Here is a 15,596-nt window from a genome sequence, read left to right as displayed (position 1 = left end):
ACGATGTTCACAGGAATCGTCGCGGCCGTGGGCCGCATTGAATCAGTCAAGCCGCTCGGCACGCACGGCGACGCGGGCGTGCGCCTGAACGTCGAAGCCGGCGGCCTCGATCTCGGCGACGTGCAGCTCGGCGACAGCATTACGATCCAGGGCGCCTGCATGACCGTGGTCGCCAAGACCGGCCATTCGTTCGAAGTCGACGTGTCGCGCGAAAGCCTGAACTGCACGGCGGGCCTCGGCGAAACCGGCGAAGTCAATCTCGAGAAGGCGCTGCGCGCGCACGACCGGCTCGGCGGCCATATCGTTTCCGGACACGTGGACGGCCTCGGCACGGTCACGCATTTCGCGCCGGTCGGCGAATCGCACGAACTGCGGGTGCTGGCGCCGCGCGAGATCGGCCGCTATCTGGCGTACAAAGGTTCTATCACTGTCAACGGCGTGAGCCTGACCGTCAACTCGGTTAAAGATCGCGACGACGGCTGCGAATTCTCGATCAACCTGATTCCGCACACCGTGGAAGTGACCGCGCTCAAGCGGCTGCGTGAAGGCACACAGGTGAATCTGGAGATCGATCTGATCGCGCGGTACGTGGAGCGCATGCTGAACGCGCCCAAATAACAGGCCGCAAGCCCGGCCACGCATGGGCTGGCGGCGGCGCCCTGCCGCTTTCAGCCGGTTCATGCGTCTATCGTTTTCAACGAGCATAGCAACGGCGGACGGCTCATCGCCAGTCGGCCAAACGGCCTATGCCGTTCGGCGGAGGCGACTTGGGCTCGCGCGTGGCGTAAAATACGCGCTTTCTTCGAAACTCTCGCCAACATGACGCTCGCCTCCACTCCAGAGATCATCGCCGAACTGAAAGCCGGCCGGATGGTGATCCTCGTCGACGAAGAAGACCGCGAAAACGAGGGCGACCTCGTGATCGCCGCCGAATTCGTCACGCCGGAAGCGATCAACTTCATGGCCCGCTACGGCCGTGGCCTGATCTGCCTGACGCTCACGCAGGAACGCTGCAAGCTGCTGAACCTGCCGCTGATGACCTACCGCAACGGCACTCAGTACGGCACGGCGTTCACCGTGAGTATCGAAGCGGCTGAAGGCGTCACGACCGGCATCTCGGCGGCCGACCGCGCCCGCACGATCGCTACGGCGGTCGCGCCGGACGCCAAGGCCGAGCACATCGTGCAGCCCGGCCACGTGTTCCCGATCATGGCCCAGCCCGGCGGCGTGCTCGTGCGCGCCGGCCACACCGAGGCGGGCTGCGACTTCACCGCGCTGGCAGGCCTCACGCCGGCCGCTGTGATCTGCGAGGTCATCAACGACGACGGCACGATGGCGCGCCTGCCGGACCTGCTGGAATTCGCCAAAGAGCACGGCCTGAAAATCGGCACGATCGCGGACCTGATCCACTATCGCAGCCGCACCGAGTCGATCGTCGAACGGATTTGCGAGCGCACCATGCAGACGGCGCACGGCGCGTTTCGCGCGGTCATGTATCTCGACCAGCCGAGCGGCCAGCCGCATATCGCACTGGTGCGCGGCACGCCCTGCGCGGATCAGGACACGCTGGTGCGCGTGCATGAGCCGCTGTCGGTGCTGGATCTGCTCGAAGTGGGCGAATCCACGCACTCATGGACGCTGGACGCGGCCATGAAAGAGATCGCCAGACGCGACTGCGGTGTGATCGTACTGCTGAACTGCGGCGACTCGAAGGACCATCTGATCGACGTTTTCAAGGCGTTCGACTCGAAGGAAAGAGCGGAAGCACTCAAACGCCGGCCGGTCGACTTCAAGACGTACGGCATCGGCGCGCAGATTCTGCGCGAGCTCGGTGTCGGCAAGATGCAGGTGCTGTCGAACCCGCGCAAGCTGGGCAGCATGTCGGGCTACGGTCTCGAAGTCACGGGCTTCGTACCGATGCCGGGCAGCACCGCGCAGGCTCCGCAACAAGGCTGATCCGACCATTCACGCGCTTAGCGCCCACTCAAAACACTACGGAATTCTCATGGAAATCGGACAATACCAACCGAATCTCGACGGCGACGGACTGCGTATCGGCATCGTCCAGGCGCGTTTTAACGAACCCGTTTGCAACGGCCTCGCGGACTCCTGCATCGAAGAACTCGAACGCCTCGGCGTGACGGGCGAAGACGTGCTGCTGGTCACCGTGCCGGGCGCGCTGGAAATCCCGCTGGCGTTGCAAAAGCTCGCCGAAAGCGCGCAATTCGACGCACTGATCGCGCTCGGCGCGGTGATTCGCGGCGAAACGTACCACTTCGAACTGGTGTCGAACGAAAGCGGCGCGGGCATCACGCGCATCGGCCTCGACTTTGGCATTCCGGTTGCGAACGCGGTGCTGACCACCGAGAACGACGAACAGGCGGTTGCACGCATGACCGAAAAGGGTCGCGACGCAGCGCGCGTGGCCGTCGAAATGGCGAATCTCGCCGTCGCGCTCGAACAACTCGGCGGCGATGACGAGGAAGAAGAAGACGAAGAGGAAGAGGCATGAAGAGCGCACGCCGACGCTCCCGCGAACTGGCCACGCAGGGGCTTTATCAGTGGCTGCTGTCGGGCTCGCCCGGCGGTGAAATCGACGCGCAACTGCGCGGCGCACAAGGCTTCGACAAGGCCGACCACGAGCATCTGGACGCCATACTGCACGGCGTGATCCGCGATTCGGAAGCACTGTCCGCGGCCATCGCCCCGTGTCTCGACCGTCCGATCGAGCAGCTCTCGCCTGTCGAACGCGCCGTGCTGCTGGTGGCCGCGTTCGAACTGAAGAATCACCTCGATATTCCGTATCGCGTGGTGATCAACGAAGCGGTTGAACTCGCCAAGACGTTCGGCGGCGCGGACGGCTATAAGTACGTGAACGGCGTGCTGGACAAGCTGTCGGCGCAACTGCGCGTGGATGAAACGCAGGCGGCTCGCAAGCGTTGAGCGCAAGGCGCATGGCTTACTGTGTGAGTCTTGCCGTGTGCCCCGCTGAACGCAGCGAAACAAAACCGCTTGCAAGGACGGCGTGTCGCGCGGGAACACACGCGCAACACGTAGTCCCGTTTTTGCTCCTGAACTGGATTTGATCGTATGAACTCCGTGACCGAACCCTTGGTACGGCTTGCCGCACGCGTGGACGCCATCCAGCCTTTCTATGTGATGGAGCTGGCCAAGGAGGCCGCGCTTCTCGAGCGCGACGGACGCGACATCATTCACATGGGAATCGGCGAACCCGATTTCACGGCGCCCGAGCCGGTCATCGAGGCCGCAGCGAGCGCGCTGCGCCGCGGCGTCACGCAATACACCAACGCGCTTGGCCTGCACGCGCTGCGCGAAGCGATCTCGGCGCATTACGCCGACTTCTATGGCGTCAGCGTGGATCCGGCGCGCATCGTCGTCACTGCCGGCGCCTCGGCAGCGTTGCTATTGGCTTGCGCGGCGCTGGTCGATCGCGACGACGAAGTGCTGATGCCCGACCCGTGCTACCCCTGCAACCGTCATTTCGTGATCGCGGCCGAGGGCAAGCCGGTGATGGTGCCGAGTGGTCCCGCAGAGCGTTTCCAGCTAACCGCCGCCGACGTCGAGCGGCTCTGGAACGAGCACACCCGTGGAGTATTGCTCGCGTCGCCGTCGAATCCGACCGGCACGTCGATCGAACCGGCTGAACTGGAACGCATCGTCAAGGCCGTGCGGGCGCGTGGTGGCTTCACTATCGTCGATGAGATCTACCAGGGCCTGAGTTACGACGCCAAGCCCGTCTCGGCGCTCTCATTCGGCGACGACGTGGTGACCGTCAACAGCTTCTCGAAGTACTTCAACATGACGGGCTGGCGCCTGGGCTGGCTGGTGGTGCCGCCCGGCATGGTGAGCGCATTCGAAAAGCTCGCGCAAAATCTGTTCATCTGCGCCTCTGCGCTCGCCCAGCACGCGGCGCTCGCCTGCTTCGAGCCGGAAACGATCGCGATTTACGAAGCGCGGCGCCTGGAGTTCAAGCGTCGCCGCGACTTCATCGCGCCGGCGCTGCAATCGCTCGGCTTCTCGGTACCTGTCATGCCCGACGGCGCGTTCTACGTGTACGCCGATTGCCGCACGGTCGCGCATCCGGCAGCCGGCGACAGCGCGGCTCTCACGAAGGCCATGTTGCACGATGCCGGCGTGGTGCTGGTGCCGGGCATGGATTTCGGTACGCATGCGCCGAAGGACTACATCCGGCTTTCGTACGCCACCGCGTATCCGAAACTGGAAGAAGCGGTCGAGCGATTGGCGAAGCTTTTCGGAAAAGGCTGAGCGAAGCAACGCGCTTCTCAATCAGCAGACGAAAAAAAGGACACTCAACCGAGTGTCCTTTTTTGTTGCGGCTGCTGCGTCGAGCCGCCAGCGCTGCCAGAGTTACGCTGCCAAGCTTCGGCCCAACCTCAAGCGCCCAACTCCGAAGCCGACGCCACGTGCTTCGTGACGTTGGAGCTCGCATCATCCTGCTCGGAGGAAACCGGCGTCTTCACCGAAGTCGCCGCGCTCAACGGATGGCTACCCTCGAGCGTCACCTGCACGCGCTTGCCGTTGCTGGCAGCCGCGCCGCTGCTGGTCGACGCGGTCAGAACCGGCGCCTGCGGTGCGTTGATCGGCACCTTGCGGCCACGCGCCACGTCGCGCAGACGGCCACGCTCGGCCATCACCTTGGCGCCGTAGCCGCCGTCGTCCTGCGAGGTCGAGCCGACATACAGGCGCAAGCCGCCCGGCAGCGAGCCGCCGCGTGCGATGCAATCCTTCAGCACCAGTGCGCCGACCTTGATGTTCGCGACCGGTTCGAGGGCCGCGCTCTGGCCGCCGAAATACTGGAATTTGTCCGAGTGCACCTTTGACATGACCTGCATCAGGCCTTGCGCGCCGACACCGCTCTCGGCGTACGGGTTGAAACCCGATTCGATCGCCATCACGGACAGCAGCAGCAGTGGATCGAGACCAACTTCGCGGCCGGTGTCGAACGCGGCTTTCACGAGCTCGCTGACGGGCTCCTGAGCGACGCGATAGCGCCGTGCCAGATAGGATGCAACCAGATCCTGCTCGCGGGTCGAGACCAGCACGCGATCGTCACGCGCGTCGGCGGACACGCGTTGCGACGGAATCAGCCGCGCCAGCGCGGTGACGCTTTGCATGGTGCGCGGGTCGAGGCCATTCAGCGCCGCAACGCCCATACCGGTCGAGCCGGAGGCGTCGAACGCGCCGTCAAAACCGGTGTTGCTCGCAATAACGGCCGTGTTGCCGTTGCTAGCGTTGTTCGTGCTGCTCACGGCATCGGAACCGTTCGAGCTGGCCGACAGCGAGTCGTCAGAGGGCGCGCCTGCGGGCGGTCCGAAAGCCGGCAGCGGGTTGCCCTGCAGCAAACGGGCGGGGCCGGCTTGCACAGCGGCGGAGATGACCGGCATCAACTTGGCGGCAAGCGTGCCGCGCAGGGCCGGCATCAGCCACAGTGCGACTGTCAGCACGACGGCGATACCGCCCACGATGCTGAACAGGTGATGACTCATTCGCGTCCCGCGACGCAGCACACCACGCACAACTTGCGCAATACGCTCATCGGGACGCCACGATAACCAGGCGTTCATTCAGATCTCCCATGTTGCATGATCCGCGAACCCCGCCAGATGAAAAGGCGGTACAGCACATTCGCAGAGTCAAGACATCGCGTGCTCTGTCTGGTTAGGGCAGCAGCGACGTCGGGAAAACGGCAAATACCGTTTGTGGGGAGCCATCCTGAAACGGGTCCGCGGCATGTCAAAAAAGCATGCGGGCGGTGGCTCCCACGCGAAAAACCAGCGTCAGTTGGCGCTGGCGAGGACTTCAATAAGGCCGTCAAATACCGTGCAGGGGTTCGGTAAACGGTGACGCGTTGCGTCTGATGGGACCGGGGGCAGTGGTAAAAAGGTTCACGCCCTGCAACCAATGTGGACGGATTCTATGCAGGGTTTTATAGATCGTCAACACTATAGATAGGCAAAAGTATAACTAATTGTAATAAAGAACGGCGTTCAGCCGGTCCAGAACCATGCGGCATGCGCCTTTTGAGGCATCGCCAGTCCTCCGTCTCGCCTAGCCCGTTTAGCCGAGCTACGTGCGCCAGCCAACACAGGTAAAATCGACAATCGTTCTGGCGCCGCAAAGCCTGCCGCGCCCCTCCTTTTCGCCGCTTGCGCGGCAATGAACCGCACCAGATGAAATACAAAGACCTGCGCGATTTCGTCGGCCGTCTCGAGACGATCGGGGAACTGCGCCGCATCTCACAAAACGTCTCACCTGTGCTGGAGATGACCGAGTTGTGCGACCGTGTGCTGCGCGCCGGCGGTCCGGCTTTGCTCTTTGAGAGCAAGGCGCAGCACGGGTTCCCGGTGCTCGGCAACCTGTTCGGCACACCTCGGCGGGTCGCGCTCGGCATGGGTGTCGATGCGCAGGCGGGCGAAGGTGACGGCGCCGCGCTCGAGTCGTTGCGCGACGTGGGCCGGCTGCTCTCCGCGCTGAAGGAACCGGAGCCGCCGAAAGGCCTCAAGGACGCCGGCAAACTGCTGTCGCTTGCGAAAGCGGTGTGGGACATGGCGCCTAAAACAGTGAGCGCGCCACCCTGCCAGGAAATCGTCTGGGAAGGTAACGATGTCGACCTCGCCAGGCTGCCAATTCAGACCTGCTGGCCGGGCGACGCCGGCCCCCTGATTACATGGGGCCTGACCGTGACAAAAGGTCCGAATAAGCCCCGACAAAATTTAGGCATATATCGCCAGCAACTGATCGGGCGCAACAAACTGATCATGCGATGGCTCGCGCATCGCGGCGGCGCGCTCGATTTCCGCGAGTTCGCACTACAGAATCCGGGCAAGCCTTATCCTGTGGCGGTCGTTCTGGGCGCCGATCCGGCAACCATCCTCGGGGCGGTCACGCCGGTGCCCGATACGCTTTCCGAATACCAGTTCGCCGGCCTGCTCCGTGGCGGCCGCACGGAACTCGCGAAGTGCATCACGCCGGGCGTCGACGGATTGCAGGTGCCCGCGCGCGCCGAAATCGTGCTGGAAGGCTTCATCTATCCGCAGGAAGGCACGCCCTCGCCCGCTCCGGCAGGCGCGCCGCCGCGTCCGGTCAAGGGCGCGTCGGCGGCCTACGAACATGCGCTCGAAGGCCCGTACGGCGACCACACCGGCTACTACAACGAGCAGGAGTGGTTCCCCGTCTTTACGGTCGAGCGCATCACCATGCGGCGCGATGCGATCTATCACTCCACCTACACCGGCAAACCGCCTGACGAGCCCGCTGTACTCGGCGTCGCGCTCAACGAAGTGTTCGTGCCGCTGTTGCAGAAGCAGTTCACCGAGATCACGGACTTCTATCTACCGCCCGAAGGCTGTAGCTACCGCATGGCCATCGTGCAGATGAAGAAGAGCTACCCCGGTCACGCCAAACGCGTGATGTTCGGCGTATGGAGCTTCCTGCGGCAGTTCATGTATACGAAGTTCATTGTCGTGGTGGACGAGGACGTGAACATTCGCGACTGGAAGGAGGTGATCTGGGCGATCACTACGCGCATCGATCCGGCGCGCGACACCGTGCTGGTGGATCGCACACCGATCGACTATCTGGATTTCGCCTCGCCCGTCGCCGGGCTCGGATCGAAGATGGGTCTCGACGCGACCAACAAATGGCCGGGCGAAACCGATCGCGAATGGGGCCGCCCAATCGTGATGGACGAGGCCGTCAAACACCGCATCGATACCTTGTGGAACGAGTTGGGCCTCTAAGACAAGCCGTACAAAAAGACTGAAATAACAAAGCTAACGGAGCAGTTGCGCGGATGCATGCCTTTTCAATGATGTCGGATGGATTCTTTCTGTCGTTGTCGTTGTGCCTGGATATCGGTCTGGTGAACGTCGCCATGATTTCGCTGACGCTTTCGCATGGCTTCAAACCGGGCTTCTGGCTCGGCCTCGGCTCGTGCATCGGCGATCTGATTTATGCGGCGCTTGCGCTCGCGGGCATGGCGGCCTTGCTGCAGTTCGAATCGGTGCGCTGGGTGGTGTGGATCGGCGGCGCCGCGATCCTGCTCTTCCTGACCTGGAAGATGGCGCGTGAAGCCATGTACCCGGCCACGGCGCCGGCCGTGGCCGGCGAGGCGGACGCCAACGCGCCGCACCTGTCTGCATGGCGCGGCTTTTTGCGGGGCGTCTTGCTGGCGGTGTCGTCGCCTTCGGCGATTCTCTGGTTCGCTGCAGTGGGCGGCGCGCTGATCGCGAAAGCGGGCGCCACGAGCGTGACCACTGCGCCAGTGTTTCTGGGCGGCTTCTTTCTCGGCGGTTTGTGCTGGACGATCTTTATCTGCGGGCTCGGCAGCCACGGACGCAAGCGCGCCGGCACCGGTTTGCTGCGCGCCTGTCACGTGCTGTCCGCGTTGCTGTTTGCTTACTTTTCGTACAGCGTGATCGTCAACGGGTATCGCGATCTGATCGTGCAAACCGCGCACGCGGCAAGCTGATGCAAAAACGGCTCGCATTGTGCGAGCCGTGTTCGATCAGATATCACGCACCACGTTCGGCAAGCGCAACGACCGGCCGACGCGCAGTATCAGGCCAGATACTGCGCGAGCTTTTCCAGGTCGACGTTGCCGCCGCTCACCACCACGCCGACACGCTTGCCCTTCACAGGCACGATGCCATTGAGCACCGCAGCCGCGGCGAGGCAGCCCGTCGGTTCGACCACGATCTTCATGCGCTGCGCGAAAAAGCGCATGGTCTCGATCAATTGCGCGTCGCTAACCGTTTCAATACGCGCGACCAGCTTCCGGATGATCGCGAACGTATAGTCGCCGAGATGCGTGGAAGCGGCGCCGTCGGCAATTGTGCGCGGCGTGTCGATATGCACGATCTCACCACGCGCGAGCGACTGCTGGCCGTCATTGCCCGCTTCCGGTTCAATGCCGATCACCGTGCAAGCCGGGCTCAATGCCGCCGCGGACAACGCGCTGCCGCCGATCAGTCCGCCGCCGCCGAGGCACACGAAAAGCATGTCGAGCGGGCCCGTTTCGTCTATCAGTTCTTTCACGGCCGTGCCCTGCCCGGCGATCACATGCGGATGGTCGTACGGCGGAATCAGCGTCATGCCGCGTTCCTCGGCGAGCCGCCGGCCGATTTCTTCGCGGTTCTCCGTATAGCGGTCGTAGGTGATTACTTCTCCGCCGTAGCCTTTGGTCGCCGCGACTTTGGCCGCAGGCGCGTCGTGCGGCATGATGATCGTCGCGCGAATGCCGGCGAGGCGCGCGGACAATGCAATCGCCTGAGCATGGTTGCCCGACGAATACGTCAGCACGCCGGCTTTGCGTTGCTCCGCGTCGAAATGCGAGATGGCGTTATAAGCGCCGCGAAACTTGAAGGCACCCATGCGCTGAAAATTCTCGCACTTGAAAAACACCGACGCACCCGTTCGTTCGTTGAACGTGCTCGAGGTCAGAACGGGGGTGCGGTGGGCGACGCCTTCGAGACGCGCTGCGGCGTCGAGTACGTCGTCGAAAGTGGGAGCGGGAAGCGCTTGCATCGGCGAAACTCTCCAGGAGCGGTGGCGAAACAACCATTCTCCCAGCTTCGACCGAGGTTTGGAACGTTGGCAGCGAAGCGAAAACACAAACGGCGTAACCCGGCATTCAAGCCGGCGTTACGCCGTCGATACAGCCACCGCCCTGCTTTCCGCAATTAGCGGCGATAGTAACCGTGGCCGTAGTAACCGCGATAATAGCCGTGGTGATAATAGGGACGGCCGTAGCCATATCCACCCACTACCACTGCGGGCGGCGGCGCGTAATAAACCGGCGGCGGCGCATAAACCGGCTGCGGTGCGTAATACACGGGCGGCGGCGCAGCATAAACCGGGTAGGCGGGCGCGATTGGAACCCCAATGCCGATCCCGACAGAAACGTGCGCCTCAGCGGCACCGGCAAGTCCCAAGCCGAGTGCTGCGGCAACGACAAACGGAACGATCTTTTTCACTTTATTCTCCTGGCGCGGCCTACCGAGGTCGCCGACTTCGCATGCCCTGCATGCCGTGAAATCAATGTATCGAAAAAGATCGGGCCTATCTGTTCGCATTTGTTGCAAATTGCAATTGGCCAGAAGGGTCCGTAATTTCCGCTGAGGCAATGCGCCGCGCACGAGCTTCGCAAAGCGCTGAAAACTCAGGGATTCACCAGCTCGAGCGCAGGGCAATCTGGCGCGATCCCGGCTTGCCGCCAAGCGGCATTCGCGTTCCAGTAATCTTTGATTACAAATTAGATTCAATCCTGACGGCATCGATTGATGCCTCAAAATGAAAAATGCCCGGCCAACGGACCGGGCATTCATTACTGGCAAAGGGCGCTATGTCAGCCGACCTTCACGTAGGCAAATTCGCGGGACACACTCGGCGGAACGTAGGCACCGCTAATCCGCACGCGCGGCGTCAGGCGCTTTTTCTGGTCCCACCAGCGACGGCGCTGTGCGTGAGTCAGGAACCGCAAGTGCTTTCGGTAAGAAAAAATATTCATCGTGAACCTCCCGAATCTGACTGCGAGACGAAATACCCAGAACAGCAACTGCCAAACCGGCTAACCAGACTGATGCAGCAATTGTGAGCAGCTTTCAAGCCTGCGGGGCGCATCGCGGCGGATGACCGGCCAAACGCGCCATATCGCGCTCGCACTGATCGGAGCAAAGTCGCCGCCAAACTGCGCCGCAGGCGTAATGGATGCGCGATACTTCAGCTTTCCCGGTTAAATATTCCGTCTGGAGCAGGCAACCATGACCCAGTCCTCTTTGCCGCGCCTCGGTTTCATCGGCGCGGGCCGACTCGCGCGTTGTCTTGCGCTGAGCTTTTCACGGGCCGGTTACCCGGTCGCAGCGGTAGCCAGCCGCTCGGCGGCCTCGGCCGGCAGGCTTGCCAGTCAAATCGAGCATTGCACGGCATTCGAGAACCCTCAACAGGTGGTCGACGCCGCCGACATCATCTTTTTAGCCGTTCCCGACGACAGCATCGGTACGTCAGCGCACACACTCCGATTCAGTCCGGACGGCGCGGCTGGCCCGCACGCCAAGGCGATCGTTCATTGCAGCGGCGCTTCGTCCATCGAATTGCTTGCCCCGGCGCGGGACCAGGGCGCCGCGATCGGCGGCTTTCATCCACTGTACCTGTTTAGCGGAGACCTCGCCGATCTCGAGCGCATCGCAGGCTGTTCGGTGACGATCGAGGCCGATAGCGCGCTCAAGGACGAGCTCACGGCGCTGGCCGTCGCGCTGCGCTGCCATCCACTGTCGATTCCGGCGGGCGGCCGCATGCTTTATCACGCGGCGGCCCACTACGCCGCCAGCTTCGCGCTGTGCAGCCTCGCGGAATGCGTCGCGCTGTGGCGCACGCTGGGCTTTGCCGAAGAGGACGCGCTGCGCGCTTTGCTGCCGATGCTCTCCGGCACCATCGAAACCGCGCGCGACAAGGGTCTGCCCAATGCGCTCGCCGGCCCCGTGTCGCGGGGAGACACGGGCGTCGTGCAGAAACAGTTGGCGTTGCTGGAAGGCCTCGGGGGCGACCACGCGGCACTCTACGGATTGCTCACGCGGCGCGCGGTGGGGCTGGCGGAACGCCGCGTGACGCCGCCCATCGCGATCGAGGCGATCTCCGAGGCCGTGGAAGAATCGCTCAACCGGTCGCTGAATCAGGCCGCAGCAGGTGCAAGCGTCAAGTAAGCCGTGATAATGTGACGTCCGGCGCCGCGCGCAATCCGCCAGCGCCGCGCATCGGGACCAACAGACGAGAACGCACAATGATCAAGGTCAGCATCCTCTATCCGTATCGGGAAAACGGCCATTTCGACGTGGACTATTACTGCGTCACGCATATGCCGCTAGCGGCCAGGCTGTTCGGACCGTCCCTGAAGGGCTGGTCGGTCGATGTCGGCATCAACGCCGGGCCGCCCGGAACGCCGCCGCCGTACGTCGCCGCGGGTCATTTCCTGTTCGACAGCGCGGACGACTTCTACACAGTCTTCAAGCCGGCTTCCGAACAACTATTGGCGGATATTCCCAACTACACCGACGGCGGCAACGGCGCGATTCTGATCAGCGAGATCAGAATTTCCGTGTGATGCCCCGCGGAAGCGGAACGGATGGCGGCCTTTAATACTGACAGGCGTCGTCGAACGTGAAGCCGCAGCCGCGCACGGCTGCTCGAAACAACGCATCACGCGCTCCATAGCGGCAAGAGCGCGGGCAATCCAGATGAAACCGCCGGCGCGCCGCTCGGAAAGCGCCGGTACCCTGCGGCCGATCGGCGGCCGTTATACGAAGGAAAAGGACACGAGATGTTTGGCGATATCGCCCGTTTTCTGCTCAATACCGTCTTCACGCTGTTCGGCGCGGCGCTCTTGCTGCGCGCATGGCTGCAGGTCGTGCGCATGCCGCCCTACAACCCTGTTACGAACGCCGTGCTGCAAGCCACCAACTGGATTGTGCTGCCGTTGCGGCATATTCTGCCGAGCACGCACAAGATCGACTGGGCGAGCCTTGTCGCGGCGCTTCTTGCGGCTATCGTGTATGTAGTGCTGATGGTGGTCCTGACCGGCGCCGATCCGCTCACGCTTTTGCCGACACTGCTGATCGTGGCGGTGCTGACGCTGATCAAGTGGGCGCTGAATCTGATCATCTGGATGACGATCCTGATGGCGCTGCTGTCGTGGCTCAATCCGCGCTCGCCCGCCATGCCGATTCTGTACCAGTTGACGGCGCCGTTTCTGAATCCGTTGCGCCGCGTGGTGCCGCAGCTCGGCGGCATCGACCTCTCGCCGATCCTGCTGTTCGTGATCGTGCAGGTACTGCTGATGGTGGTCACGCGCGCGGCCGTTCAACTGACTTACTTCGTGATCTGATCCGCCCGTTGCAAGCCGCAATCAGCCGCCGCCAGCCTGGAAAGGCGGCGGCGGCTTTGCTTTCTGCGTCGCTTAGGCGCCCTATCAAGCAGACTCTCTGGAGCAAGGCTGCCGGCAGGTTGGCAAAGATTCATCACGCGGTCGGCGCCGAACAAGCTATTCACCTCACAAGTGTTTCCTTGGCGAACAAACTCTTCGGCAGCGCATCGATCTCCGGTTTGCCAAACCGCGCGAATCCCGCGTAGAATGGCGTGCTCTGCGGGCGTCGTATAATGGTAATACCCTAGCTTCCCAAGCTAGAGCCGTGGGTTCGATTCCCATCGCCCGCTCCAGATATCTTCCATTCGCCCTGTGAACAATCGGGCAACTCCGCGAAAGTATCTGCCTTTATCGCTCCTCCGGTCCGGGCCGCCTAACAAGGCTTTTTCTTCATCATCCCATTCAACAATTGATTCGCTTGCCATAGCGGGTGAGCAGACGCGGAATCGAAATGGCGGCGGCGATCGAAATGGCATTCGCCCGGATAATCGTCCTGCGAAAATACCTTACACAATTATTAAATTGATTGGACCGGGCTCTTCATTATTAAAACGTACTGTTTTAGCCGCTTTCCCTAACCCGCCGCCGCGCGCTTCGTCTGGACGCACCCTTTTCGGGTGTGCTACCTTACGCGCACTTGCAACGCCCGCTCCACTTTCCTGCTGATGCGTTCAGTGGAAATCCAGCACGAGCCGCCTCCATGAAGGCGGCTTTTTTGTCGTGGCGGCGGCCCCGCGCTGCGCTTCTTAGGCGCTGCGTGTGCCGGTCGCGCGTGCGACTCGCGCCCACTGCCACGCGAGCGCGTACAAGCGCCGCGCGGCACGCCAGGCAAGCCGCATAGCCCTCACCCTTGTAGCAGTATCGAAGATGATCCACGATCCAAACGAAGCCGCCCCGCCGGACGAACTCCCGACGCCCTCCACCGAAGCCGAAGACGCACTCGCCGGCGAAGCCGCGCCGCAAGAAGAAGCCTTGCATCGGCGCCGCATCCGCAGCTTTGTCACGCGCGCTGGCCGCGTCTCGACCGGCCAGCGCCGCGCGATGGACGAACTCGGCCCGCGCTTCGTGGTGCCCTTCGCGCCGCAGCAGCCGGACTGGAACGCCGTGTTCGGCCGTGAGGCGCCACGCGTGCTCGAAATCGGCTTCGGCATGGGCGCGACCACGGCGGAAATCGCCTCGCACCGTCCCGACGATGATTTCCTCGGCGTCGAAGTGCACGAGCCGGGCGTGGGCGCGCTGCTGAAGCTGATGGGCGAGCAGAACGTGTCGAACATCCGCATCATTCAGCATGATGCGGTCGAAGTGCTCGAGCAGATGATCGCGCCCGACAGCCTAGACGGCGTGCACATCTTCTTCCCCGACCCGTGGCACAAGGCACGTCACCACAAGCGCCGGCTGATCCAGCCGAAATTTGTCGCGCTGCTCGTATCGCGCCTGAGGCCGGGCGCCTATCTGCATTGCGCGACCGACTGGCAGAACTACGCGGAACAGATGCTCGAAGTGCTGGGCGCCGAGCCGGCGCTGGAGAACACCGCCGACGGCTATGCGCCGCGTCCCGAATACCGTCCGGTGACGAAATTCGAGCGGCGTGGGCTGCGGCTCGGCCACGGCGTGTGGGATCTGGTCTACCGCAAACGCGGCGCCGAGTAAGGCGGGCCATCCGCCTGATCCGGCGATAAGGAAGGGTCCGCAAAAGCAAAAGGTCCGCGAACGCGGACCTTTTTTCATGGCGCGAGCAAAACGAGGCGGTTCACTCCGTCCAACTCAACGCGCCGCTATAGCCGACCAGCAGAATCAGCAATCCGAAGGCGATCCGATACCACGCGAACGCGGTGAAGTCGTGCGCCGCGATATAGCGCAACAGCCAGCGCACGCAGGCAAAAGCACTGACGAACGCGGCCAGGAAGCCGAGCGTGAAGGTGCCGAGTGCGTCGACGGAAAGCAGATGCCAGTCTTTGTGCAACTCGTAAGCGGTCGCGCCGAAAATGATCGGAATCGCAAGGAAGAACGAAAACTCGGTGGCGACGCGCCGGTCAAGACCGAACAGCATCCCGCCGATGATCGTCGAGCCCGAGCGCGACATGCCTGGAATCAGCGCGAAACACTGCGCGAGGCCGACTTTCAGCGCGTCAAGCGCGCTAAGGTCGTCCACGCTCTGCACGCGCGCCGCCGTCTCGCCACGGGTGCGCTGACGCGCTTCCGCCCACAGAATCACCACGCCACCCGCCACCAGCGCGAACGCGACCGGCACGGGCGAGAACAACGCGGCCTTGATGGTCTTTTCGAATAGCAAGCCAAGCACGATCGCCGGAATCGTGGCGATGATCACGTTCAGCGTGAAACGGCGCGCATCGGGCCGGCTCGGCAGGCCCGACACCACACTGCCGATGCGGCGGCGAAACTCCCAGCACACGGCGAGAATCGCGCCGAGCTGGATCACGACATCGAAGGTTTTCGCGTGCTCATCGGTAAAGTTCAGCAGACTGCCCGCGACGATCAAATGCCCGGTGCTCGACACGGGCAAAAATTCCGTCAACCCTTCGACGACGCCCAGAATCAGCGCCTTGCAAGCCAATAGCCAGTCCATCCCTGCCCCTTTATCGCTGTATATAGTCGGAACGAACAGGGCCGACACGGA

At 62.9% G+C, this 15,596-nt stretch carries 15 protein-coding genes and 1 tRNA gene; 12 read left to right on the top strand and 4 right to left on the bottom strand.

Annotation, left to right across the window (positions count from 1 at the left end; translation table 11 throughout):
• Nucleotides 1–3: 3 nt before the first annotated feature.
• From P0D71_RS10145 to P0D71_RS10125, 5 genes are all read left to right on the top strand, one after another.
• Nucleotides 4–618: a riboflavin synthase gene (locus P0D71_RS10145; protein ID WP_408479852.1), complete on the top strand. Its 615-nt coding sequence runs from the start codon at nucleotides 4–6 to the stop codon at nucleotides 616–618.
• Between the two features lie 201 nt (nucleotides 619–819).
• Complete coding sequence (gene ribBA / locus P0D71_RS10140) at nucleotides 820–1,956, top strand: bifunctional 3,4-dihydroxy-2-butanone-4-phosphate synthase/GTP cyclohydrolase II (protein ID WP_408185176.1); 1,137 nt, start codon at nucleotides 820–822, stop codon at nucleotides 1,954–1,956.
• A gap of 49 nt (nucleotides 1,957–2,005) precedes the next feature.
• On the top strand, nucleotides 2,006–2,512 hold the full coding sequence (gene ribH / locus P0D71_RS10135; RefSeq protein ID WP_091799812.1) for a 6,7-dimethyl-8-ribityllumazine synthase: 507 nt from the start codon (nucleotides 2,006–2,008) through the stop codon (nucleotides 2,510–2,512).
• Nucleotides 2,509–2,943 (top strand): transcription antitermination factor NusB, encoded by a 435-nt coding sequence (gene nusB / locus P0D71_RS10130; RefSeq protein ID WP_091799810.1) that lies wholly within the window; start codon nucleotides 2,509–2,511, stop codon nucleotides 2,941–2,943. The genes ribH and nusB overlap by 4 nt, the downstream gene beginning before the upstream one ends.
• 147 nt (nucleotides 2,944–3,090) lie before the next feature.
• Nucleotides 3,091–4,287 carry a pyridoxal phosphate-dependent aminotransferase gene (locus P0D71_RS10125; RefSeq protein ID WP_091799808.1) on the top strand — a complete coding sequence of 399 codons (1,197 nt, stop codon included), beginning with the start codon at nucleotides 3,091–3,093 and terminating at the stop codon, nucleotides 4,285–4,287.
• 128 nt (nucleotides 4,288–4,415) lie between these two features.
• Here P0D71_RS10125 and P0D71_RS10120 read toward each other — a convergent pair whose 3' ends face one another.
• The gene (locus tag P0D71_RS10120) at nucleotides 4,416–5,606 is read right to left on the bottom strand and encodes a transglycosylase SLT domain-containing protein (protein ID WP_408296280.1); all 1,191 of its coding nucleotides are present in this window, start codon (nucleotides 5,604–5,606) and stop codon (nucleotides 4,416–4,418) included.
• A gap of 606 nt (nucleotides 5,607–6,212) precedes the next feature.
• Here P0D71_RS10120 and P0D71_RS10115 point away from each other — a divergent pair.
• Nucleotides 6,213–7,781, top strand: coding sequence for a UbiD family decarboxylase (locus P0D71_RS10115; RefSeq protein ID WP_408479851.1), 1,569 nt, complete (start codon nucleotides 6,213–6,215; stop codon nucleotides 7,779–7,781).
• 53 nt (nucleotides 7,782–7,834) lie between these two features.
• On the top strand, nucleotides 7,835–8,512 hold the full coding sequence (locus tag P0D71_RS10110; protein WP_091799802.1) for a LysE family translocator: 678 nt from the start codon (nucleotides 7,835–7,837) through the stop codon (nucleotides 8,510–8,512).
• Nucleotides 8,513–8,601: 89 nt separating this feature from the next.
• Here P0D71_RS10110 and P0D71_RS10105 read toward each other — a convergent pair whose 3' ends face one another.
• On the bottom strand, nucleotides 8,602–9,567 hold the full coding sequence (locus P0D71_RS10105) for a threo-3-hydroxy-L-aspartate ammonia-lyase (RefSeq protein ID WP_408185181.1): 966 nt from the start codon (nucleotides 9,565–9,567) through the stop codon (nucleotides 8,602–8,604).
• Between the two features lie 155 nt (nucleotides 9,568–9,722).
• On the bottom strand, nucleotides 9,723–10,016 hold the full coding sequence (locus tag P0D71_RS10100) for a hypothetical protein (protein WP_091799798.1): 294 nt from the start codon (nucleotides 10,014–10,016) through the stop codon (nucleotides 9,723–9,725).
• Between the two features lie 786 nt (nucleotides 10,017–10,802).
• Here P0D71_RS10100 and P0D71_RS10095 point away from each other — a divergent pair.
• The 5 genes from P0D71_RS10095 (at nucleotide 10,803) to trmB (ending at nucleotide 14,608) form a co-directional block, all read left to right on the top strand.
• Nucleotides 10,803–11,741 (top strand): Rossmann-like and DUF2520 domain-containing protein, encoded by a 939-nt coding sequence (locus P0D71_RS10095; RefSeq protein ID WP_408479850.1) that lies wholly within the window; start codon nucleotides 10,803–10,805, stop codon nucleotides 11,739–11,741.
• A gap of 77 nt (nucleotides 11,742–11,818) precedes the next feature.
• On the top strand, nucleotides 11,819–12,139 hold the full coding sequence (locus P0D71_RS10090; RefSeq protein WP_091799793.1) for an EthD family reductase: 321 nt from the start codon (nucleotides 11,819–11,821) through the stop codon (nucleotides 12,137–12,139).
• Between the two features lie 216 nt (nucleotides 12,140–12,355).
• Complete coding sequence (locus P0D71_RS10085) at nucleotides 12,356–12,919, top strand: YggT family protein (protein ID WP_408185184.1); 564 nt, start codon at nucleotides 12,356–12,358, stop codon at nucleotides 12,917–12,919.
• A 258-nt stretch (nucleotides 12,920–13,177) separates the two neighbouring features.
• Nucleotides 13,178–13,251 (top strand) — tRNA-Gly (locus P0D71_RS10080).
• Between the two features lie 574 nt (nucleotides 13,252–13,825).
• Nucleotides 13,826–14,608, top strand: a complete 783-nt coding sequence (gene trmB / locus P0D71_RS10075; RefSeq protein ID WP_408479849.1) for a tRNA (guanosine(46)-N7)-methyltransferase TrmB — start codon at nucleotides 13,826–13,828, stop codon at nucleotides 14,606–14,608.
• A gap of 100 nt (nucleotides 14,609–14,708) precedes the next feature.
• On the opposite strand, the gene P0D71_RS10070 is transcribed toward trmB, so the two are convergent.
• Nucleotides 14,709–15,545: an undecaprenyl-diphosphate phosphatase gene (locus tag P0D71_RS10070; protein WP_408479848.1), complete on the bottom strand. Its 837-nt coding sequence runs from the start codon at nucleotides 15,543–15,545 to the stop codon at nucleotides 14,709–14,711.
• Nucleotides 15,546–15,596: the final 51 nt, after the last annotated feature.

The sequence above is a fragment of the Paraburkholderia sp. RL17-383-BIF-A genome, from assembly GCF_046028015.1.
GTDB lineage: Bacteria > Pseudomonadota > Gammaproteobacteria > Burkholderiales > Burkholderiaceae > Paraburkholderia.
Note: the sequence above shows the minus strand (reverse complement) of the source record. Positions and strands in the feature narration are given on the sequence as shown.

Coding starts and splice junctions, on each gene's coding strand:
- P0D71_RS10145 (WP_408479852.1), top strand. CDS start 4: ATGTTCACAGGAATCGTCGCGGCCGTGGGCCGCATTGAATCAGTCAAG.
- ribBA (WP_408185176.1), top strand. CDS start 820: ATGACGCTCGCCTCCACTCCAGAGATCATCGCCGAACTGAAAGCCGGC.
- ribH (WP_091799812.1), top strand. CDS start 2,006: ATGGAAATCGGACAATACCAACCGAATCTCGACGGCGACGGACTGCGT.
- nusB (WP_091799810.1), top strand. CDS start 2,509: ATGAAGAGCGCACGCCGACGCTCCCGCGAACTGGCCACGCAGGGGCTT.
- P0D71_RS10125 (WP_091799808.1), top strand. CDS start 3,091: ATGAACTCCGTGACCGAACCCTTGGTACGGCTTGCCGCACGCGTGGAC.
- P0D71_RS10120 (WP_408296280.1), bottom strand. CDS start 5,606: ATGAACGCCTGGTTATCGTGGCGTCCCGATGAGCGTATTGCGCAAGTT.
- P0D71_RS10115 (WP_408479851.1), top strand. CDS start 6,213: ATGAAATACAAAGACCTGCGCGATTTCGTCGGCCGTCTCGAGACGATC.
- P0D71_RS10110 (WP_091799802.1), top strand. CDS start 7,835: ATGCATGCCTTTTCAATGATGTCGGATGGATTCTTTCTGTCGTTGTCG.
- P0D71_RS10105 (WP_408185181.1), bottom strand. CDS start 9,567: ATGCAAGCGCTTCCCGCTCCCACTTTCGACGACGTACTCGACGCCGCA.
- P0D71_RS10095 (WP_408479850.1), top strand. CDS start 10,803: ATGACCCAGTCCTCTTTGCCGCGCCTCGGTTTCATCGGCGCGGGCCGA.
- P0D71_RS10090 (WP_091799793.1), top strand. CDS start 11,819: ATGATCAAGGTCAGCATCCTCTATCCGTATCGGGAAAACGGCCATTTC.
- P0D71_RS10085 (WP_408185184.1), top strand. CDS start 12,356: ATGTTTGGCGATATCGCCCGTTTTCTGCTCAATACCGTCTTCACGCTG.
- trmB (WP_408479849.1), top strand. CDS start 13,826: ATGATCCACGATCCAAACGAAGCCGCCCCGCCGGACGAACTCCCGACG.
- P0D71_RS10070 (WP_408479848.1), bottom strand. CDS start 15,545: ATGGACTGGCTATTGGCTTGCAAGGCGCTGATTCTGGGCGTCGTCGAA.